Source organism: Citrobacter sp. C13 (assembly GCF_014596815.2).
Classification (GTDB): Bacteria; Pseudomonadota; Gammaproteobacteria; order Enterobacterales; family Enterobacteriaceae; genus Citrobacter; species Citrobacter portucalensis.
This window is the reverse complement of the sequence record NZ_CP115024.1, coordinates 4,073,827-4,093,397: the sequence shown is the minus strand read 5'-3', so window position 1 is coordinate 4,093,397 and position 19,571 is coordinate 4,073,827. Positions and strand designations below refer to the sequence as shown.

The window sequence follows — 19,571 nt, the reverse complement described above, 5'->3', positions numbered from 1 at the left end:
GATCGCTTTTTTGCGGCGCAGATGTATGGAGAACAAGATGAAACGTGCATTTATTATGGTGCTGGACTCCTTTGGTATTGGTGCGACTGAAGATGCGGATCGCTTTGGCGACGTAGGTTCAGACACTATGGGACACATTGCAGAAGCCTGTGCGAAAGGTGAAGCTGACAATGGTCGCAAAGGTCCACTGAATCTGCCTAACCTGACCCGTCTGGGCCTGGTGAAAGCTCACGAAGGTTCTACCGGTAAAATTGCTGCTGGTATGGACGGTAACGCGGAAGTGATTGGTGCCTACGCATGGGCGCATGAACTTTCTTCCGGGAAAGACACGCCGTCTGGCCACTGGGAAATCGCGGGTGTTCCGGTTCTGTTTGATTGGGGTTATTTCTCCGATCATGAAAACAGCTTCCCGCAGGAACTGCTGGATAAACTGGTAAAACGTGCCAACCTGCCAGGCTACCTCGGCAACTGCCACTCTTCCGGTACCGTGATCCTGGATCAACTGGGTGAAGAGCATATGAAAACCGGCAAGCCGATTTTCTATACCTCCGCTGACTCCGTGTTCCAGATTGCCTGCCACGAAGAGACGTTTGGCCTGGATAAACTTTACGAGCTGTGCGAAATCGCACGTGAAGAGCTGACCGAAGGTGGTTACAACATCGGTCGTGTTATCGCACGTCCGTTTATCGGTGATAAAGCCGGTAACTTCCAGCGTACCGGTAACCGTCACGACCTGGCCGTTGAGCCGCCAGCACCGACCGTGCTGCAGAAACTGGTCGACGAAAAAGACGGTCACGTGGTTTCCGTCGGTAAAATCGCGGATATCTACGCTAACTGCGGCATCACCAAAAAAGTGAAAGCCACCGGTCTGGATGCGTTGTTCGACGCCACCATCAAAGAGATGAAAGAAGCAGGTGATAAGACCATCGTCTTCACCAACTTCGTTGATTTCGACTCTTCCTGGGGACATCGTCGCGATATCGCCGGTTATGCAGCGGGCCTGGAACTGTTCGACCGCCGTCTGCCTGAGCTGATGGAGCTGGTGGGTGAAGATGACATTCTGATCCTGACCGCCGACCACGGCTGTGACCCGAGCTGGACCGGCACTGATCACACCCGTGAGCACATTCCGGTACTGGTTTACGGCCCGAAAGTGAAACCTGGTTCTTTGGGCCACCGTGAAACCTTCGCGGATATCGGTCAGACGCTGGCGAGCTACTTTGGTACGTCACCGATGGACTACGGTAAAAACATGCTGTAATACCCGTTGTCTTTCGCGCTGTAGATGCGTTGACTTCATTCGCTCACCCCGGTCACATAGTTAATCTATGCTCCCGGGGATTCACGAATTCGTCGCCTTCCTACAACGCGAAATCCTTAAGGTATTTCACTGTTTTGCATACGTTTTGTAGGCCTGATAAGGCGTAGCCGCCATCAGGCAATAACAACGAAATAAGGACAAAAAATGGCAACTCCACATATTAATGCAGAAATGGGTGATTTCGCTGACGTCGTATTGATGCCGGGCGACCCGCTGCGTGCAAAGCATATTGCTGAAACTTTCCTCGAAGATGTTCGTGAAGTGAACAACGTTCGCGGCATGTTAGGTTTTACCGGTACTTACAAAGGCCGTAAGATCTCCGTTATGGGTCACGGTATGGGTATCCCGTCCTGCTCCATCTACACCAAAGAGCTGATCACCGATTTCGGCGTGAAGAAAATCATTCGCGTAGGCTCCTGCGGCGCTGTGCGTATGGACGTTAAACTGCGTGACGTGGTTATCGGTATGGGCGCTTGCACCGACTCCAAAGTTAACCGTATCCGTTTTAAAGATCATGACTTCGCTGCTATCGCTGACTTCGACATGGTGCGTAACGCGGTTGATGCGGCAAAAGCACTGGGTGTAGACGCGCGCGTGGGCAACCTGTTCTCCGCTGACCTGTTCTACTCTCCGGACGGTGAAATGTTCGACGTGATGGAAAAATACGGCGTGCTGGGCGTGGAAATGGAAGCGGCGGGTATCTATGGCGTTGCGGCTGAGTTCGGTGCGAAAGCGCTGACCATCTGCACCGTGTCCGACCATATCCGTACCCACGAGCAGACCACTGCCGCTGAGCGTCAGACGACCTTCAACGACATGATCAAAATCGCGCTGGAATCCGTTCTGCTGGGCGATAAAGAGTAAGGGTTGTTGTGGCCCGGTGGCGTTGCGCTGGCCGGGCCTACGGGAATGCCGCTATTAATGCCTGATGGCGCTTCGCTTATCAGGCCTACAGGAGCGGTCTTGTAGGCCGGATAAGGCGCAGCCGCCATCCGGCAATTCGCCACTAATCGCTTAACGCACGGCCTTCGCCACCCACGCCGCCAGTTCACGCAGCTCGCTTTCCTGATCCGGATATTCCGTAACCAGCGCTTCGCAAGTCTGCTGTAAAACATCGGCGCGATACTGGCAGCCCTGTAGCCGCTCTGCCAGCGCTTCTAACGGCGCGGGATTGAGACTGTCGGTAAACACCTGTGTGCGCGTGATATGACCTTTTTCGACGTCGAAATGCAGCTCAACACCGCCCCAGGTGAAACGCTCGTCCAGCAGATGCGAGAAAGCAGGTGCCTGACCAAAATTCCATTCCCAACTGCTCTGGCGGGCAAAGGTTTCGGCAAAATTTGGCAGGTCCGGCGTTTTATCCGGTGAGATCACTTCCGCTTCAACGCGTTCGCCATAATGAGCAAAAAAGGCTTCCGTGATGGCCTGACAGACCTGTTCATGGGTGATGCCCGGTAACAGCTCCGTCAAATTCGCCACCCGTGAGCGGACAGAGGTAATCCCCTTTGCTGCGAGTTTCTTTTTGTCGGGATTGAGATAGTTTGCCAGGCGGCTGAGATCGGCATTTAGCAGCAGCGTGCCGTGGTGGAATCCGCGATCTTTCGTTTCCCGGTAAGCAGAGCCTGAAACTTTGCGATCGCCGTCTGGCGTTTTCACAACCAGGTCGTTACGCCCGGAGGCGTCCGCCGTCACACCCAGAGAATTCAATGCGTTGAGGACAATCGCGGTGGAAATGGTTTTGTCGTACTCCGGTTTACCGGCCATAAAGGTAAAGCAGGTATTGCCTAAGTCATGGAACACCGCGCCGCCGCCGCTGCTACGGCGGGCGAGCCGCACGTTGTCTTCCTCCATACGGCGGGTATTACACTCTTTCCACGGGTTTTGCGCCCGGCCAATCACCACCGTATCGGCGTTACGCCACAAGAACAGGACGCGCTGCGTGGCGGGCATCTGGCGAAAAATGCACTCTTCGACCGCGAGATTAAACCACGGATCGTAAGAGTCTGAGATAAGCAGGCGTAGTGTAGTCATGGTTGATTTCCCTTCTGTTTTACAGTTTTTACTGCTTTTACTCTTTTTTCTCGTTGTCTTCTTCCTGCACCGGTTTGTTGGCGGTCAGCAGGAAAGGGGATTGCTGCCAGCGGGTACGCTTGCCTTGCAATAATGTACGGGTGAGCACGACGCCAATCGCCAGCGCCAGCAGCAGCATCAGGCGTAAGATATTGGTGGTGTTATCTACCTGCTTCGCCTCGGTGGCGAGGGTGTGGGTATCCAGCGTCAGGCGCAAATAGCCCAGCGGACCATTTTTCCCCTGAATGGGTTCGACAATCTGCTGGTTAAAATAACCCCCGGCTTTTTTGCCGTCGAGCGCCAGTCGGTCACGAACGTTGACGCTCTCGCCGGTACGCGTAATCAGGTCTCCCTGTTCATCGTACACGCCAGCGTCCAGAATACGGCTACTTTCCGTCAGCTGTGTGAGTACCGCTTTGATGCGTTTTTCATCCGGCGTTTCGGTACGCATTAGCGGAGCAACATTTAGCGCCACCTGGCGGGCCAGCGTACGGGCCAGCTCTTCGAGCTGCGGATTACGCTGCTGCTGGTGACTTTGACTAAACCAGGATGCGCCCTGCATCAGGGCGACGAGCAGCGCAAGACAGAACAATACAATCACTGCACGATGAAGTCGGAATTTCAGTTTTGCGCGAGCCATATTCCACCTGCTGAAAATTTGAGACTTAATGTTGCCAGAAGCGCTGGTTACAGGGTAGCCTCATGCGTTATTTTCCCCTGATGATTCCGACCCGAACGATTTTACAGGAGCTTTAATGCCTAACATAACCTGGTGCGATCTACCTGAAGATGTTTCTCTGTGGCCAGGTCTGCCTCTCTCTTTAAGTGGCGATGAAGTCATGCCGCTGGACTACCACGCGGGCCGCAGTGGCTGGCTGCTGTACGGTCGTGGTCTGGATAAACAACGTTTAACGCAATACCAGAGCAAACTGGGCGCGGCGATGGTGATTGTTGCTGCCTGGTGCGTTGAGGATTATCAGGTGATTCGCCTGGCGGGTTCGTTAACGCCGCGCGCGGCAAAACTGGCTCATGATGCCAAACTGGATGTTGCCCCGTTAGGCAAAATTCCGCATCTGCGCACGCCGGGTTTGCTGGTGATGGACATGGACTCAACGGCAATCCAGATCGAATGCATTGATGAAATTGCTAAACTGGCTGGAACCGGTGAGATGGTTGCGGAAGTCACGGAACGCGCGATGCGTGGCGAACTGGACTTTACCGCCAGCCTGCGTAGCCGCGTGGCGACGCTGAAGGGCGCTGATGCCAATATTCTGCACCAGGTGCGCGAAACGCTACCGCTGATGCCCGGCCTGACTCAACTGGTGTTAAAACTGGAAACGCTCGGCTGGAAAGTGGCTATTGCCTCTGGCGGTTTTACCTTCTTTGCCGATTACCTGCGTAATAAACTGCGTCTGACGGCGGCGGTAGCAAACGAGCTGGAGATCATGGACGGTAAATTTACCGGCAACGTGATCGGCGATATCGTCGATGCCCAGTACAAAGCCAATACCCTGACCCGCCTGGCGCAAGAATATGAGATCCCGATGGCGCAGACGGTGGCGATCGGCGACGGTGCCAACGACCTGCCGATGATCAAAACGGCCGGGCTGGGTATTGCGTATCATGCTAAACCGAAAGTGAACGAAAAGACGGAGATTACTATCCGCCACGCTGACCTGATGGGCGTGTTCTGCATTCTCTCCGGCAGCATGAACCAGAAATGATTAAATTGCCCGGTGGCAAGGTGTCCGTAGGCCGGATAAGCACCCACGCCATCCGGCAAAAGCGTTAACGAAAGAGGTAAAACGTGGCAAAAGCTCCTAAACGCGCCTTTGTTTGTAATGAATGCGGGGCCGATTACCCGCGCTGGCAGGGGCAATGCAGCGCCTGTCAGGCCTGGAATACCATTACCGAGGTGCGCCTTGCCGCATCGCCAACGGTGGCGCGTAACGAGCGGCTCAGTGGCTATGCCGGGAATGCGGGCGTGGCAAAAGTGCAGAAGCTGTCTGACATCAGCCTTGAAGAACTGCCGCGTTTTTCCACTGGATTTAAAGAGTTTGACCGCGTGCTGGGCGGCGGGGTGGTACCCGGCAGCGCTATCCTGATTGGCGGTAATCCCGGCGCGGGGAAATCAACGCTGCTGCTACAAACGCTGTGTAAACTCGCTGAGCAGATGAAAACCCTGTACGTTACTGGCGAAGAGTCGCTACAACAGGTGGCGATGCGCGCGCACCGGCTTGGCTTGCCGACGGCGAATCTGAACATGCTGTCGGAAACCAGTATTGAACAAATTTGCCTGATTGCCGAAGAAGAACAGCCGAAACTGATGGTGATCGACTCCATTCAGGTAATGCACATGGCGGATATTCAGTCTTCGCCGGGCAGCGTGGCGCAGGTGCGCGAAACGGCGGCTTACCTGACGCGCTTTGCCAAAACGCGCGGCGTGGCGATTGTCATGGTCGGCCACGTCACCAAAGATGGCTCGCTGGCCGGGCCGAAGGTGCTGGAGCACTGTATTGACTGTTCGGTACTGCTCGACGGTGACGCCGATTCCCGTTTCCGTACTCTGCGTAGCCATAAAAACCGCTTTGGTGCGGTGAATGAGCTGGGCGTCTTTGCCATGACCGAACAGGGCCTGCGTGAAGTCAGCAACCCTTCCGCTATCTTCTTAAGCCGTGGCGATGAGGTCACCTCCGGCAGTTCGGTGATGGTGGTCTGGGAAGGCACGCGCCCGCTGCTGGTAGAGATTCAGGCGCTGGTCGATCATTCGATGATGGCGAACCCGCGTCGCGTGGCGGTCGGTCTGGAACAGAACCGTCTGGCGATTCTGCTGGCGGTGCTGCATCGTCACGGTGGCTTGCAGATGGCGGATCAGGACGTGTTCGTTAACGTAGTCGGCGGCGTAAAAGTCACCGAAACCAGCGCCGACCTGGCGTTGCTGCTGGCAATGGTTTCCAGTCTGCGCGACAGGCCGCTGCCGCAGGATTTAGTGGTCTTTGGCGAAGTGGGGCTGGCGGGCGAAATCCGTCCGGTACCCAGCGGCCAGGAGCGTATTTCGGAAGCGGCGAAGCACGGCTTTCGCCGGGCGATTGTCCCTGCCGCTAACGTACCGAAAAAAGTACCGGAAGGGATGCAGGTCTTTGGCGTTAAGAAGCTTGCGGATGCGTTAAGCGTGTTTGACGACCTATAATCAAATACCCGTACGTACTGATTTTGTAGGCCTGATAAGCGAAGCGCCATCAGGCAGTGTTACGCGATTTTTCCAGCAGGAGGCTCTTGTGTCATTTGAATATCTGAAAACCGCCATAAAGCAAAAGGGCTGTACCCTGCAACAGGTGGCGGATGCCAGTGGCATGACCAAGGGATACCTAAGCCAACTGCTGAATGCCAAAATCAAAAGCCCCAGCGCGCAGAAGCTGGAGGCGTTGCACCGTTTTCTCGGGCTGGAGTTTCCGCGCCAGCAGAAAAATATCGGTGTGGTATTCGGCAAGTTTTATCCGCTGCACACCGGCCATATCTATCTTATCCAGCGCGCCTGTAGCCAGGTCGATGAACTGCATATCATCATGGGCTATGACGACACGCGCGATCGCAGCCTGTTTGAAGACAGTGCCATGTCGCAACAGCCTACGGTGCCCGATCGTTTACGCTGGCTGCTGCAAACCTTTAAGTATCAGAAAAATATCCGTATTCATGCCTTCAACGAAGAAGGCATGGAGCCGTATCCGCACGGCTGGGACGTGTGGAGCAACGGGATCAAAACGTTTATGCAGGAGAAAGGGATCCAGCCAAACTGGATCTACACCTCTGAAGAATCAGATGCCCCGCAGTATCTGGAGCACTTGGGGATCGAAACCGTGCTGGTGGATCCCAAGCGAACGTTTATGAGCATTAGCGGCGGGCAAATCCGTGAGAACCCGTTTCGCTACTGGGAGTATATTCCGACCGAAGTGAAGCCGTTTTTCGTGCGCACCGTGGCGATTCTCGGCGGGGAGTCGAGCGGCAAATCGACGCTGGTGAATAAGCTCGCCAATATCTTTAACACCACCAGTGCGTGGGAATACGGGCGTGATTATGTTTTCTCCCATTTGGGCGGCGATGAGATGGCGTTACAGTATTCTGACTACGATAAAATCGCCCTGGGACAAGCGCAATACATTGATTTTGCTGTTAAGTACGCCAATAAAGTGGCGTTCATCGACACCGATTTCGTGACCACTCAGGCCTTCTGTAAAAAGTATGAAGGGCGTGAACACCCGTTTGTGCAAGCGCTGATTGACGAGTATCGCTTCGACCTTGTGATCCTGTTGGAAAACAATACCCCGTGGGTGGCGGATGGCTTACGCAGCCTTGGAAGCTCAGTTGACAGAAAAGCGTTTCAGACGCTGCTGGTCGAGATGCTGCAGGAAAACAATATCAATTTTGTGCACGTTCAGGAGCCTGACTACGACGGCCGCTTCCTGCGCTGCGTGGAGTTGGTGAAAGAGTTGATGGGTGAGCAGAGGTAGGTTTTAGAGGTAGGTTTTAATGCCGGATGCGCTGCGCTTATCCGGCCTACAAGTCGCACTAACCTCATAGACAGGATGGCGCTGTGCATATTCGGCCTACAAGTCGCACTAACCTCGTAGACAGGATGGCGCGGTGCATATCCGGCCTACAAGTCGCACTAACCTCGTAGGCCGGATAAGGCGTAACGCCGCCATCCGGCGCTTAACGCTAATTACTTAGAAATACGCTTGTACTTAATACGCTTCGGCTCCAGCGCATCCGCGCCCAGCGTACGTTTCTTGTACTCTTCGTATTCGGTAAAGTTACCTTCGAAGAACTCAACCTTACCTTCGTCCTGGTAATCCAGAATGTGGGTCGCGATACGGTCAAGGAACCAACGGTCGTGCGAGATAACCATCGCGCAACCCGGGAATTCCAGCAGGGCGTTTTCCAGCGCGCGCAGGGTTTCGATATCCAGGTCGTTGGTTGGTTCATCGAGCAGCAGCATGTTGCCGCCAACCTGCAGCAGCTTCGCCAGGTGCAGACGACCACGCTCACCGCCGGACAGCTCGCCTACGCGTTTGCCCTGATCCACACCTTTGAAGTTGAAGCGGCCCACGTAGGCACGGCTTGGCATCTCGGTGTTGCCGATACGCATGATATCCAGCCCGCCGGAAACTTCTTCCCACACGGTTTTGCTGTTGTCCATCGCATCACGGAACTGGTCAACGGAGGCCAGTTTGACGGTTTCACCCAGCGTGATGGTGCCGCTGTCAGGCTGTTCCTGACCGGACATCATACGGAACAGGGTAGATTTACCCGCGCCGTTCGGACCGATGATGCCGACAATTGCACCTTTCGGTACGGAGAAACTCAGATCGTCGATCAGAACGCGATCGCCGTAGGATTTACGCAGATTGGTGACTTCAACAACTTTATCGCCCAGACGTGCTCCAGGTGGAATAAACAGTTCGTTGGTTTCGTTACGTTTCTGGTATTCGGTGTTGTTTAGCTCTTCAAAGCGTGCCAGACGGGCTTTACCCTTAGACTGACGGCCTTTAGCGCCCTGACGTACCCACTCCAGCTCTTTCTCAATAGATTTACGGCGAGCCGCTTCCTGAGAGGCTTCCTGGGCCAGACGCTGATCTTTCTGCTCCAGCCAGGAAGAGTAGTTACCTTCCCACGGAATACCTTCACCACGGTCCAGCTCCAGGATCCAGCCCGCAACGTTGTCGAGGAAGTAACGGTCGTGGGTAATCGCCACTACGGTGCCTTCGAAGTCGTGCAGGAAGCGTTCCAGCCACGCGACGGATTCCGCATCCAGGTGGTTGGTCGGTTCGTCGAGCAGCAGCATGTCTGGTTTTTCCAGCAGCAGGCGGCACAGCGCAACGCGGCGGCGTTCACCACCGGAGAGATTCTCAATTTTAGCGTCCCAGTCCGGCAGACGCAGGGCGTCAGCGGCACGCTCAAGCTGCACGTTCAGGTTATGGCCGTCGTGCGCCTGGATAATTTCTTCAAACTTGCCCTGTTGTGCGGCCAGTTTATCGAAGTCGGCGTCCGGCTCGGCGTACTTGGCGTACACTTCATCCAGACCTTTCAGCGCACTAACCACTTCGGCAACCGCTTCTTCAACGGATTCACGAACGGTATGCTCTGGGTTTAGTTTTGGTTCCTGCGGCAGGTAACCGATTTTAATGCCTGGCTGTGGGCGAGCTTCACCTTCGATATCGGTATCAATACCGGCCATGATACGCAGCAGGGTAGATTTACCCGCACCGTTCAGACCGAGAACACCGATTTTGGCGCCAGGGAAGAAGCTCAGTGAGATGTTTTTAAGAATATGACGTTTCGGCGGAACGACCTTGCCGACACGATGCATGGTATAAACGAATTGGGCCACGTTGGACTCGCCTCTATGTTTATCGTGATGATGAATAGTTATCAAAGGCGAAGTGTAGCCTTTTTCATTGCCCAATCCCAGCCAGCAGATCCCACTCGCAACAAAAGTAAAAAAGTGTCCGTGACGTGGCGCATTCTGCAATGTCTGGTTAGCATGAATTAATTAAGCGGCATGATGCTGCACAGACGTAACATGAGAAGAGGAAGAGCTTGTGGACAAAGCCAATCAATTTACCTGGCGCCTGCTGGCAGCCAGCGTATGTCTGCTGACGGTTAGTCAGGTGGCGCGAGCCGACTCTCTGGATGAGCAGCGCAATCGTTATGCGCAAATCAAGCAAGCCTGGGACAACCGACAGATGGATGTCGTAGAGCAGATGATGCCCGGCCTGAAGAACTATCCTCTGTACCCGTATCTGGAATATCGTCAGATCACTGACGATCTGATGAATCAGCCCACCATTACCGTTACCAATTTTGTGCGTGCCAATCCGACACTGCCCCCTGCGCGTACGCTGCAATCGCGTTTCGTGAATGAACTGGCGCGCCGCGAAGACTGGCGTGGACTGCTGGCGTTCAGCCCGGAAAAACCGGGTACCACGGAAGCGCAATGTAACTATTACTTCGCGAAATGGAGTACTGGGCAAACCGAAGAAGCCTGGCAGGGCGCGAAAGAGCTGTGGTTGACCGGGAAAAGTCAGCCGAACGCCTGTGACAAATTATTTGGCGTATGGCGCGCCTCAGGCACTCAGGATCCGCTGGCGTATCTGGAGCGTATTCGTCTGGCGATGAAAGCCGGGAATACCGGTCTGGTGACGGCGCTAGCCGGACAGATGCCCGCGCAATACCAAACCATTGCCTCTGCGATCATCTCGCTGGCCAACGATCCGAATTCGGTGATGACTTTTGCACGTACCACCGGCGCCACGGATTTCACCCGACAGATGGCGGCGGTCGCCTTTGCCAGCGTGGCGCGTCAGGATGTGGAAAACGCCCGCCTGATGATCCCGTCCCTGGTGCAGGCGCAACAGCTTAATGATGAGCAAACCCAGGAGCTGCGCGATATTGTTGCCTGGCGTCTGATGGGCAATGATGTCACCGACGAGCAGGCCAAATGGCGTGATGATGCGATTATGCGCTCCAATTCCACCTCGCTTGTGGAGCGCCGGGTGCGCATGGCGCTGGGAACCGGCGATCGTCGTGGCCTGAATACCTGGCTGGCGCGTCTGCCAATGGAAGCAAAAGAAAAAGACGAGTGGCGCTACTGGCAGGCGGATCTGCTGCTGGAGCGCGGACGTGATGCGGAAGCCAAAGAGATCCTGCACCAGCTCATGCAGCAACGCGGTTTCTATCCGATGGTGGCGGCACAGCTTCTGGGCGAAGAGTACGAGCTGAAAGTGGATAAAGCGCCAGCGAACGTTGATTCTGCGCTGACTCAGGGGCCAGAAATGGCACGCGTACGCGAGCTAATGTACTGGAACATGGATAATACCGCGCGCAGTGAATGGGCAAATTTGGTCACCAGCCGTACCAAGTCCGAGCAGGCTCAGTTGGCGCGTTACGCGTTCAACAATCACTGGTGGGATCTTAGCGTTCAGGCGACGATCGCCGGTAAGCTGTGGGATCATCTGGAAGAGCGTTTCCCGTTGGCCTATAAAGATCTGTTTACCCGTTACACCAGCGGCAAGGATATTCAGCCAAGCTATGCGATGGCGATAGCGCGTCAGGAAAGCGCCTGGAACCCGAAAGTGAAATCACCGGTCGGCGCCAGCGGGCTGATGCAGATTATGCCGGGCACGGCGACGCATACGGTGAAAATGTTCTCGATTCCAGGTTACAGCAGTCCGGGCCAGCTACTGGATCCTGATACCAACATCAACATTGGTACCAGCTATTTGCAGTACGTATATCAGCAATTCGGCAATAACCGCATCTTTGCGTCGGCAGCCTATAACGCCGGTCCGGGGCGCGTTCGCACCTGGCTTGGCAATAGCGCTGGACGCATTGATGCTGTGGCGTTTGTCGAAAGTATTCCATTCTCAGAGACGCGTGGTTACGTGAAGAATGTGCTGGCTTATGATGCGTACTATCGCTATTTCCTCGGCGATAAACCGGAGTTGATGAGCGAGGCAGAATGGCAACGTCGTTACTGATCGTGTCGATTGTGTTATGCTATCGTACTCGTTAAAGAGTACAAAAGGGGGAAGCAAGCACGCTTCCCCCGCAACGATGGCGATATCTTATGACTCAGCAATCACCCTATTCAGCAGAGATGGCAGAACAACGTCACCAGGAGTGGTTACGTTTTGTCGATCTGCTTAAACACGCCTACGAACAAGATTTACACCTGCCACTGCTCAATTTGATGTTAACGCCGGATGAGCGTGAAGCGTTGGGCACGCGTGTGCGTATCATTGAAGAGCTGCTGCGCGGCGAGATGAGCCAGCGTGAGCTTAAAAACGAGCTCGGGGCGGGAATTGCCACTATTACGCGGGGGTCGAACAGCCTCAAATCCGCACCGGTGGATTTGCGTCAGTGGCTGGAGCAGGTACTGCTAAAAAGTGTCTGATTCTCTCGTAGGCCGGATAAGGCGAAGCCGCCATCCGGCAATGGTGCGCGCTGCTTGCCTGATGGCGCTACGCTTATCAGGCCTACAAATTACAATGACTCATCGTATATCGCGTTATGAAACGGGCTGAGCGCCAGAATCACCGCCTGGTGATAGACGCTTGAGCGCGTCAGCTTGCCCGCGGTAAAAACGCCGATTGCGCCTTCTTTACGGCCAATTTCATCAATACCCGTATAGTCCGACATCACCGGGCCGAGTGCTTCACCTTTGCGGACTCTGTCGAGAATGACAGTCGGCAATGGCAGCGTGGCTGAACGGGCTTCACCGCGCTGAATGCCGTTATCAATCACCACCCAACTGAAGGTGGCGTCATCGTCAATTCCTGCTTCAATGGCGACCCAGAAATCAGCCTGCGGGTGCAGGCGGCGAGCGTTAACAACGCGATTTCGTGCGCCAGTGCGCGTTTCCTGGTTTCCGAAAGGTTGTTCCGGCACGCCACTCTCGACGGCGACGGGTTCAATATGGCAGGATCCTTCCCCGAAAATCTCTTCAAATGCCCGCAGAATTGCCTGAATTTTGGCAGGATTGGTGGTCGCAGAGATAACCTTGTGCATAATTAAGCTCAGTTTGAAAATTCATCGCATCGCAGTATAACGGAAAAAAAGCATGTTACAGGTATACCTTGTTCGCCATGGCGAAACGCAGTGGAACGCCGAGCGACGTATTCAAGGCCAGTCAGACAGCCCACTAACCGCTAAAGGTGAACAACAAGCCATGCAGGTGGGTGAACGCGCCCGCTCGTTTGGTATTACGCATGTCATCAGTAGCGATCTTGGTCGTACACGACGCACCGCAGAAATCATCGCCCAGGCCTGTGGCTGTGATATCACCTATGACTCCCGTCTGCGCGAGCTAAATATGGGAGTGCTGGAAAAACGTCACATCGATACGCTGACGCCAGAGGAAGAGGGCTGGCGTCGCCAGTTGGTGAATGGCACGGTGGATGGTCGTATCCCGGAAGGGGAATCGATGCAGGAATTGAGCGATCGCGTCAACGCGGCGCTGGCATCCTGTCTGGAATTGCCGCCGGGAAGTCGTCCGCTGCTGGTCAGTCACGGTATCGCGCTGGGTTGCCTGGTGAGCACAATTCTGGGATTACCGGCATGGGCTGAACGTCGCTTGCGTCTGCGCAACTGTTCTATTTCTCGAGTTGATTACCAGGAAAGCTTATGGCTGGCGCCGGGATGGGTCGTTGAAACGGCAGGGGACATCTCACATCTGGACGCCCCTGCGTTGGATGAACTGCAGCGCTAGCGGCGAATCGGAATCAGGAATTCGCAGCGCAGGTTGATCGGGCGATCTCCCGCTTTGGCATCTTCTGCCGGGTAGTATCGCTCGATATCCTGTCCTTTACGGCGCGTCAGGTTCAGCATTGGCATGCATGTGCCGTAAACCGTCAGGATAAACTCTTGCACACCGGTTCCCAGCCCTTCGTAGGTAAACATCACGTACTCGCCACCCTGTAACAGGATAGGCTGCGCCGACGGCACATAGCCATTGGCCTGTTCCGGCGTCAGTGCTGTGGTGTAAAACACTTCCTGTTCGTCATCTTTTTCAATGCTCGGACGCGTTTCGTTAAGCCCGTACAGCACTGGCGGGATCGCCGGAGCCTGAGCAAGGAAGTCGCGCCAGAACTGAATACGCATTTCATGACGGAAATCTGAAATCTGTTCCAGCGAGCAGGAATAGCTTTGCGTGGTGCCGAGCAGTTGCGTATCTTCCAGGGTGACAAACTCGTGCGCAGGCATCGTAAATTCACCCAGTCGCATTGGTGGGCGAATACCGAATGCGCTCCATTCCGGTGAACGGCGATACAGCGCTGGTGTCTGCGAAAATTGTTTCTTGAATGCGCGAGTAAAAGTTTGTTGAGAGTCGAAGCGATATTGCAGCGCAATATCCAAAATTGGACGCGCAGTCAGGCGCAGCGCCACTGCGGATTTCGATAAACGACGGGCGCGGATATAGGCGCCAATAGCATGGCCCGTCACGTCCTTAAACATTCTCTGCAGGTGCCACTTGGAATAGCCCGCTTTTGCCGCCACATTGTCAAGCGACAAAGGCTGATCCAGATGACCTTCCAGCCAGATTAATAGGTCGCGAATAATGCCAGCCTGATCCATAAAATATCCTCATCCTTTCAACAACGAGTACCTGACGTCAGGTATGAGGATAATAGCATTTTTTGCTGTTTTAGCATTCAGTGTTTTTTTTGCTCATAAGTGCTTTTTTCGGACATACGAAAGCGTGATTATTGTAATCCTGTGATCTGTATACATTTTATCTTAAAATGTTTAATAATCACGCAGAACAACTTTTAAGAATGGTAACAATATGAAATATAAGAGCTTAGTCATTTCCTCAATTCTGCTGATGTTGGCGCAGGTCGCCCATGCGGAGCAGATTGGATCTGTCGATACAGTGTTCAAAATGTTTGGGCCGGATCATAAAATTGTGGTCGAAGCGTTTGACGATCCGGATGTTACCAATGTGACCTGTTACGTGAGTCGTGCGAAGACCGGCGGCATCAAAGGTGGACTGGGGCTGGCGGAAGATACTTCCGATGCCGCCATCTCTTGCCAGCAGGTTGGGCCGGTAGAACTGAGCGACAGAATCAAGAACGGTAAAGCTCAGGGCGAAGTGGTATTTAAGAAACGTACCTCGCTGGTGTTTAAATCTTTACAGGTCGTGCGTTTTTACGATGCGAAACGTAATGCGCTGGCCTATCTGGCCTATTCAGATAAAGTTGTCGATGGATCGCCCAAAAATGCCATCAGTGCGGTACCCATCATGCCGTGGCGGCAATAACAAGGAAGCACAATGCAACAGCCGTTGATCTGGTTGGTTGAGGATGAGCAGGGAATCGCTGATACGCTTATCTACATGCTGCAACAGGAAGGGTTTAGCGTAGAGGCGTTTGAGCGCGGATTTCCCGTGCTGGAGAAATCTCGCCAGCAATGCCCTGATGCCATCATTCTGGATGTCGGGCTACCGGATATCAGCGGTTTTGAACTGTGCCGACGTTTACTGGAACGCCACCCGGCGCTGCCGATCCTTTTTCTGACCGCGCGCAGCGATGAAGTGGATCGCCTGTTGGGGCTGGAAATTGGCGCAGATGACTATGTTGCCAAGCCTTTCTCACCGCGCGAGGTGTGCGCTCGTGTGCGTACGCTGCTGCGGCGGGTGCAAAAATTCTCCACGCCTTCATCGATGACACGCTGTGGGGATTTTGAACTTAATGAGCTGGCCGCGCAGATTACCTGGTTCAGCATGCCGTTGAACCTGACGCGTTATGAATTCCTGCTGCTGAAAACATTGCTGATGTCGCCGGGACGTATTTACTCTCGCCAGCAACTGATGGATTTAGTCTGGGCAGACGCGCAGGATACCTTTGACAGAACGGTTGATACTCACATCAAAACGCTGCGCGCCAAGCTGCGGGCTATCAATCCGGAGCTTTCCCCCATCAATACACATCGCGGTATGGGATACAGCCTGAGGAATTGCTGATGCGCATTGGCATGCGTTTGCTGCTCGGCTATTTTCTGATTGTCGCGGTCGCCGCCTGGTTTGTTCTGTCTATCTTTGTGCAGGAAATTAAGCCAGGCGTCCGTCGGGCGACCGAAGGTACTTTAATTGATACCGCCACGCTGCTGGCTGCACTGGCGCGTGATGACGTGCTCTCTGACTCACCGGCTAACGGCAAGCTGGCGCAGGCATTTGCGCAGCTGCATAACCGCCCATTTAACGCCAACATCAGTGGCATTAACAAAGTGCGTAACGAATACCATGTCTACATGACCGACGCGCAGGGCAAGGTGTTGTTTGATTCCGCCAACCAGGCCGTCGGTCAGGACTATTCCCGCTGGAACGACGTGTGGTTAACGCTGCGTGGTGAGTATGGCGCCCGCAGTACGCCGCAAAACCCGAACGATCCGGAAAGCTCGGTGATGTACGTTGCCGCGCCGATCGTAGACGGTGGGCGTATTATCGGCGTGCTCAGTGTCGGCAAACCAAATGCGGCGATGGCACCGGTGATTAAACGCAGTGAACGGCGAATGCTGTGGGCCAGCGCCGTATTGCTGGGCATTGCCCTGGTGATTGGCTTCGGGATGGTATGGTGGATAAACCGATCTATTGCCCGGCTGGCGCGTTATGCCGACTCCGTTACCGAGAATCGCCCCGTCCCACTGCCTGATTTAGGCAGCAGCGAGTTACGCAAACTGGCGCAGGCGCTGGAAAGTATGCGTCTGAAGCTCGAAGGCAAGAACTACATTGAGCAGTATGTCTACGCGTTAACGCATGAGCTGAAAAGTCCGCTGGCGGCCATTCGTGGCGCGGCAGAGATATTGCGAGAAGGCCCGCCGCCAAACGTGGTAGCGCGTTTTACCGATAATATTCTGACGCAAAATGCGCGTATGCAGGCGCTGGTCGAAACTTTGCTGCGCCAGGCGCGACTGGAGAATCGACAGGACGTTACGTTGACGGCGGTGGAGGTAGATACGCTATTTGCTCAGCTCAAAGAGGCGCGTAGCGTGCAGCTGGCGGCAAAAAACATCACGCTGACCATTTTGCCTTCATCGCTTAGCGTCGCTGCCGATCCTGCGTTACTGGAGCAGGCGTTGGGGAATTTACTCGACAATGCTATCGACTTCACGCCACAGGACGGGACGATTACGCTGAGCGCGCATCAGCAGGAGGAGCGGGTCACATTGCAGGTTACCGACAGCGGTAGCGGCATCCCTGATTTTGCATTGCCGCGTATTTTTGAGCGCTTCTACTCGCTGCCCCGCGAGAATGGACACAAGAGCAGCGGTTTGGGGCTGGCGTTTGTCAGTGAAGTTGCACGACTGCATGAAGGTACGGTGACATTATCTAACCGACCAGAGGGCGGCGCACAGGCCTCGTTTACGCTTCACCGTCACTTCACATAACTTCAAATTCTCCGCACATAGCTGTTCTACCTTGCTGATATTGCAAAGGAGAACGCTATGTTTAAATCACCCCTGTTTTGGAAAATCGTCACCTTAGGCGGCGCCATAATACTGCTGTTAATACCACTGACGATGGTCAGGCAGATAATCGTTGAGCGATCGGATTATCGTGATGAAGTCGAAGATGCTATCCGCCAGAGCACCAGCGGGCCGCAAAAGATGGTCGGGCCGTTGATAGCCATTCCGGTGACAGAGCTTTACACCTCGCTGGAGGATGGCAAAGAGATCCAGCGTAAGCGCAGCTATATCCATTTCTGGCTGCCGGATTCGTTGGTGGTTGAGGGGAATCAGAACGTTGAAGCGCGTAAAATCGGCATTTATGAGGGCCAGGTCTGGCACAATGAACTCTCGGTGAAGGCCGAGTTTAACGCTGAACGTTTGCGTGATTTAAACCATCCCAACGTCAGCGTCGGCAAACCGTTTATCGTGGTTGGCGTGGGGGATGCGCGCGGGATCGGTGTGGTGCAAGCGCCGCAGATCAATGGGGAATCACTGGCTGTTGAGCCAGGGACGGGGCTGGATGGAGGGGCTCAAGGGATCCACATTCCGCTACCTGACGCGAGCTGGGCGGAGCAAAACCTGAGCATGGCGCTGTCGTTGAATTTGAGCGGAACAGGAGATTTCTCCGTTGTTCCGGTTGGCCGTAACAGTGAAATGACTTTAACCAGCAACTGGCCGCATCCCAACTTTCTGGGGGATTTCCTCCCGGCGAAGCGCGAAATCAGCGAATCAGGATTTAAGGCCCAGTGGCAGAGCAGCTGGTTCGCGAATAACCTCGGCGAACGCTTTGATGGCGAAAAGATTGGCTGGAAGGGAATGCCTGCATTTAGCGTTGCCGTCGCCACGCCAGCGGATCAGTATCAGTTAACGGACAGAGCCACCAAATATGCCATTCTGCTGATTGTACTGACCTTTATGTCTTTCTTCGTGCTTGAAAGTATGACCAGCCTGCGTCTGCACCCGATGCAGTATCTGCTGGTGGGGCTATCGCTGGTGATGTTTTATCTGCTGCTACTGGCATTGTCTGAGCACATTGGTTTTACGGCGGCGTGGATTACGGCAAGCCTGGTGGGGGCGTTGATGAACGGGGTGTATCTGCAGGCGATATTACAGAGTTGGCGGAACAGTATTTTGTTCACCGTGGCGCTACTGGGGCTGGATGGGGTGATGTGGGTGCTGCTACGTTCACAGGACAGCTCTTTACTGCTGGGAACCGGCGTACTGTTGGTGGCGTTGTGTGGCGTGATGTTCCTGACGCGTCATCTTGACTGGCACTCGCTGGCACAGCCAAAACCAAAGCCGACAGAAATTCCGAAGCCTCAGCCTGCGCAGAGTGACGAGTTTCGCTTATGGAAATAGGGCTGTGGTGAAATGAAAAACGGCGCATAATGCGCCGTTTTTTTACCTGTAAGGATTGAATTAATCCTGCAGGTCGCCGCAGAAACGGTAGCCTTCACCGTGAATGGTGGCGATGATTTCTGGCGTATCCGGCGTAGATTCGAAATGTTTACGAATGCGGCGGATAGTCACGTCAACGGTACGGTCATGCGGCTTCAGTTCGCGACCGGTCATTTTTTTCAGCAGTTCTGCGCGAGACTGGATTTTGCCCGGATTCTCACAGAAGTGAAGCATTGCACGGAATTCGCTGCGTGGCAGTTTATACTGCTCGCCGTCAGGACCAATCAGAGAGCGGCTGTTGATGTCCAGCTCCCAGCCGTTGAACTTGTAGCTTTCGACGCTACGGCGTTCTTCGCTGACAGTACCCAGGTTCATGGTACGGGACAGCAGGTTACGAGCACGGATAGTCAGTTCGCGCGGGTTAAACGGCTTGGTGATGTAATCGTCTGCGCCGATTTCGAGGCCGAGAATTTTATCGACTTCGTTATCACGGCCCGTCAGGAACATCAGCGCAACGTTAGCTTGTTCGCGGAGTTCGCGCGCTAACAGGAGGCCATTTTTCCCAGGCAGATTGATATCCATAATCACAAGGTTGATGTCATATTCAGAGAGAATCTGATGCATTTCCGCGCCATCTGTCGCTTCGAATACATCATAGCCTTCTGCTTCGAAAATGCTTTTCAACGTGTTGCGTGTTACTAACTCGTCTTCAACGATAAGAATGTGCGGGGTCTGCATGTTTGCTACCTAAATTGCCAACTAAATCGAAACAGGAAGT

Annotated in this window: 18 protein-coding genes; 12 read left to right on the top strand and 6 right to left on the bottom strand. The window is 54.2% G+C overall.

Annotation, left to right across the window (positions count from 1 at the left end; translation table 11 throughout):
- The first annotated feature begins 37 nt into the window (after positions 1–37).
- Positions 38–1,261 carry a phosphopentomutase gene (gene deoB, locus IB222_RS19540; RefSeq protein ID WP_003019037.1) on the top strand — a complete coding sequence of 408 codons (1,224 nt, stop codon included), beginning with the start codon at positions 38–40 and terminating at the stop codon, positions 1,259–1,261.
- A gap of 204 nt (positions 1,262–1,465) precedes the next feature.
- Positions 1,466–2,185 carry a purine-nucleoside phosphorylase gene (gene deoD, locus IB222_RS19535; RefSeq protein WP_000224864.1) on the top strand — a complete coding sequence of 240 codons (720 nt, stop codon included), beginning with the start codon at positions 1,466–1,468 and terminating at the stop codon, positions 2,183–2,185.
- 150 nt (positions 2,186–2,335) lie between these two features.
- Here the strand turns inward: deoD and lplA are convergent, their stop codons facing one another.
- Positions 2,336–3,352, bottom strand: a complete 1,017-nt coding sequence (lplA, locus tag IB222_RS19530) for a lipoate--protein ligase LplA (RefSeq protein WP_003829951.1) — start codon at positions 3,350–3,352, stop codon at positions 2,336–2,338.
- Positions 3,353–3,389: 37 nt separating this feature from the next.
- Positions 3,390–4,031: a YtjB family periplasmic protein gene (locus tag IB222_RS19525; protein ID WP_003829948.1), complete on the bottom strand. Its 642-nt coding sequence runs from the start codon at positions 4,029–4,031 to the stop codon at positions 3,390–3,392.
- A gap of 115 nt (positions 4,032–4,146) precedes the next feature.
- On the opposite strand from IB222_RS19525, the gene serB reads away from it, so the two are divergent.
- From serB to nadR, 3 genes are all read left to right on the top strand, one after another.
- A complete protein-coding gene (gene serB / locus IB222_RS19520) occupies positions 4,147–5,115 on the top strand; it encodes a phosphoserine phosphatase (RefSeq protein ID WP_003829946.1) in 969 nt (322 codons plus the stop codon).
- 83 nt (positions 5,116–5,198) lie between these two features.
- Complete coding sequence (radA, locus tag IB222_RS19515) at positions 5,199–6,581, top strand: DNA repair protein RadA (RefSeq protein ID WP_003829944.1); 1,383 nt, start codon at positions 5,199–5,201, stop codon at positions 6,579–6,581.
- Between the two features lie 34 nt (positions 6,582–6,615).
- Positions 6,616–7,899 carry a multifunctional transcriptional regulator/nicotinamide-nucleotide adenylyltransferase/ribosylnicotinamide kinase NadR gene (gene nadR, locus IB222_RS19510; protein ID WP_170974255.1) on the top strand — a complete coding sequence of 428 codons (1,284 nt, stop codon included), beginning with the start codon at positions 6,616–6,618 and terminating at the stop codon, positions 7,897–7,899.
- A gap of 212 nt (positions 7,900–8,111) precedes the next feature.
- Here nadR and ettA read toward each other — a convergent pair whose 3' ends face one another.
- A complete protein-coding gene (gene ettA / locus IB222_RS19505; protein ID WP_003829940.1) occupies positions 8,112–9,779 on the bottom strand; it encodes an energy-dependent translational throttle protein EttA in 1,668 nt (555 codons plus the stop codon).
- Positions 9,780–9,990: 211 nt separating this feature from the next.
- Between ettA and sltY the strand changes: the two genes are divergently transcribed.
- Positions 9,991–11,928, top strand: a complete 1,938-nt coding sequence (sltY, locus tag IB222_RS19500; RefSeq protein ID WP_149384477.1) for a murein transglycosylase — start codon at positions 9,991–9,993, stop codon at positions 11,926–11,928.
- An 89-nt stretch (positions 11,929–12,017) separates the two neighbouring features.
- Positions 12,018–12,344 (top strand): trp operon repressor, encoded by a 327-nt coding sequence (gene trpR, locus IB222_RS19495; protein ID WP_032934222.1) that lies wholly within the window; start codon positions 12,018–12,020, stop codon positions 12,342–12,344.
- Positions 12,345–12,433: 89 nt separating this feature from the next.
- Here trpR and yjjX read toward each other — a convergent pair whose 3' ends face one another.
- Positions 12,434–12,958, bottom strand: coding sequence for an inosine/xanthosine triphosphatase (yjjX, locus tag IB222_RS19490; RefSeq protein ID WP_003829935.1), 525 nt, complete (start codon positions 12,956–12,958; stop codon positions 12,434–12,436).
- A gap of 52 nt (positions 12,959–13,010) precedes the next feature.
- On the opposite strand from yjjX, the gene gpmB reads away from it, so the two are divergent.
- Entirely contained in the window at positions 13,011–13,658 is a 648-nt protein-coding gene (gene gpmB / locus IB222_RS19485) for a 2,3-diphosphoglycerate-dependent phosphoglycerate mutase GpmB (protein WP_003019006.1), read from the top strand.
- Here the strand turns inward: gpmB and robA are convergent.
- The gene (gene robA, locus IB222_RS19480; protein ID WP_003829933.1) at positions 13,655–14,524 is read right to left on the bottom strand and encodes an MDR efflux pump AcrAB transcriptional activator RobA; all 870 of its coding nucleotides are present in this window, start codon (positions 14,522–14,524) and stop codon (positions 13,655–13,657) included. The two genes, gpmB and robA, sit on opposite strands and share 4 nt — an antisense overlap.
- Before the next feature lie 211 nt (positions 14,525–14,735).
- Between robA and creA the strand changes: the two genes are divergently transcribed.
- Genes creA through creD form a run of 4 tightly spaced genes read left to right on the top strand, consistent with a single transcriptional unit; the run spans position 14,736 to position 18,754 of the window.
- Positions 14,736–15,209 (top strand): protein CreA, encoded by a 474-nt coding sequence (gene creA, locus IB222_RS19475; protein ID WP_003018998.1) that lies wholly within the window; start codon positions 14,736–14,738, stop codon positions 15,207–15,209.
- A 12-nt stretch (positions 15,210–15,221) separates the two neighbouring features.
- Positions 15,222–15,911, top strand: a complete 690-nt coding sequence (gene creB / locus IB222_RS19470) for a two-component system response regulator CreB (RefSeq protein ID WP_003829928.1) — start codon at positions 15,222–15,224, stop codon at positions 15,909–15,911.
- Positions 15,911–17,335: a two-component system sensor histidine kinase CreC gene (creC, locus tag IB222_RS19465; protein ID WP_003829926.1), complete on the top strand. Its 1,425-nt coding sequence runs from the start codon at positions 15,911–15,913 to the stop codon at positions 17,333–17,335. Before creB ends, creC begins: the two co-directional genes overlap by 1 nt.
- 57 nt (positions 17,336–17,392) lie before the next feature.
- The gene (gene creD, locus IB222_RS19460; RefSeq protein ID WP_003829924.1) at positions 17,393–18,754 is read left to right on the top strand and encodes a cell envelope integrity protein CreD; all 1,362 of its coding nucleotides are present in this window, start codon (positions 17,393–17,395) and stop codon (positions 18,752–18,754) included.
- A gap of 60 nt (positions 18,755–18,814) precedes the next feature.
- Here creD and arcA read toward each other — a convergent pair whose 3' ends face one another.
- Positions 18,815–19,531 (bottom strand): two-component system response regulator ArcA, encoded by a 717-nt coding sequence (gene arcA / locus IB222_RS19455; RefSeq protein ID WP_001194359.1) that lies wholly within the window; start codon positions 19,529–19,531, stop codon positions 18,815–18,817.
- Positions 19,532–19,571: the final 40 nt, after the last annotated feature.

What these genes read in the sequence shown, in the direction of transcription:
- deoB (WP_003019037.1), top strand. Translation starts at nt 38, where the DNA reads ATGAAACGTGCATTTATTATGGTGCTGGACTCCTTTGGTATTGGTGCG.
- deoD (WP_000224864.1), top strand. Translation starts at nt 1,466, where the DNA reads ATGGCAACTCCACATATTAATGCAGAAATGGGTGATTTCGCTGACGTC.
- lplA (WP_003829951.1), bottom strand. Translation starts at nt 3,352, where the DNA reads ATGACTACACTACGCCTGCTTATCTCAGACTCTTACGATCCGTGGTTT.
- IB222_RS19525 (WP_003829948.1), bottom strand. Translation starts at nt 4,031, where the DNA reads ATGGCTCGCGCAAAACTGAAATTCCGACTTCATCGTGCAGTGATTGTA.
- serB (WP_003829946.1), top strand. Translation starts at nt 4,147, where the DNA reads ATGCCTAACATAACCTGGTGCGATCTACCTGAAGATGTTTCTCTGTGG.
- trpR (WP_032934222.1), top strand. Translation starts at nt 12,018, where the DNA reads ATGACTCAGCAATCACCCTATTCAGCAGAGATGGCAGAACAACGTCAC.
- yjjX (WP_003829935.1), bottom strand. Translation starts at nt 12,958, where the DNA reads ATGCACAAGGTTATCTCTGCGACCACCAATCCTGCCAAAATTCAGGCA.
- gpmB (WP_003019006.1), top strand. Translation starts at nt 13,011, where the DNA reads ATGTTACAGGTATACCTTGTTCGCCATGGCGAAACGCAGTGGAACGCC.
- robA (WP_003829933.1), bottom strand. Translation starts at nt 14,524, where the DNA reads ATGGATCAGGCTGGCATTATTCGCGACCTATTAATCTGGCTGGAAGGT.
- creA (WP_003018998.1), top strand. Translation starts at nt 14,736, where the DNA reads ATGAAATATAAGAGCTTAGTCATTTCCTCAATTCTGCTGATGTTGGCG.
- creB (WP_003829928.1), top strand. Translation starts at nt 15,222, where the DNA reads ATGCAACAGCCGTTGATCTGGTTGGTTGAGGATGAGCAGGGAATCGCT.
- creC (WP_003829926.1), top strand. Translation starts at nt 15,911, where the DNA reads ATGCGCATTGGCATGCGTTTGCTGCTCGGCTATTTTCTGATTGTCGCG.
- creD (WP_003829924.1), top strand. Translation starts at nt 17,393, where the DNA reads ATGTTTAAATCACCCCTGTTTTGGAAAATCGTCACCTTAGGCGGCGCC.
- arcA (WP_001194359.1), bottom strand. Translation starts at nt 19,531, where the DNA reads ATGCAGACCCCGCACATTCTTATCGTTGAAGACGAGTTAGTAACACGC.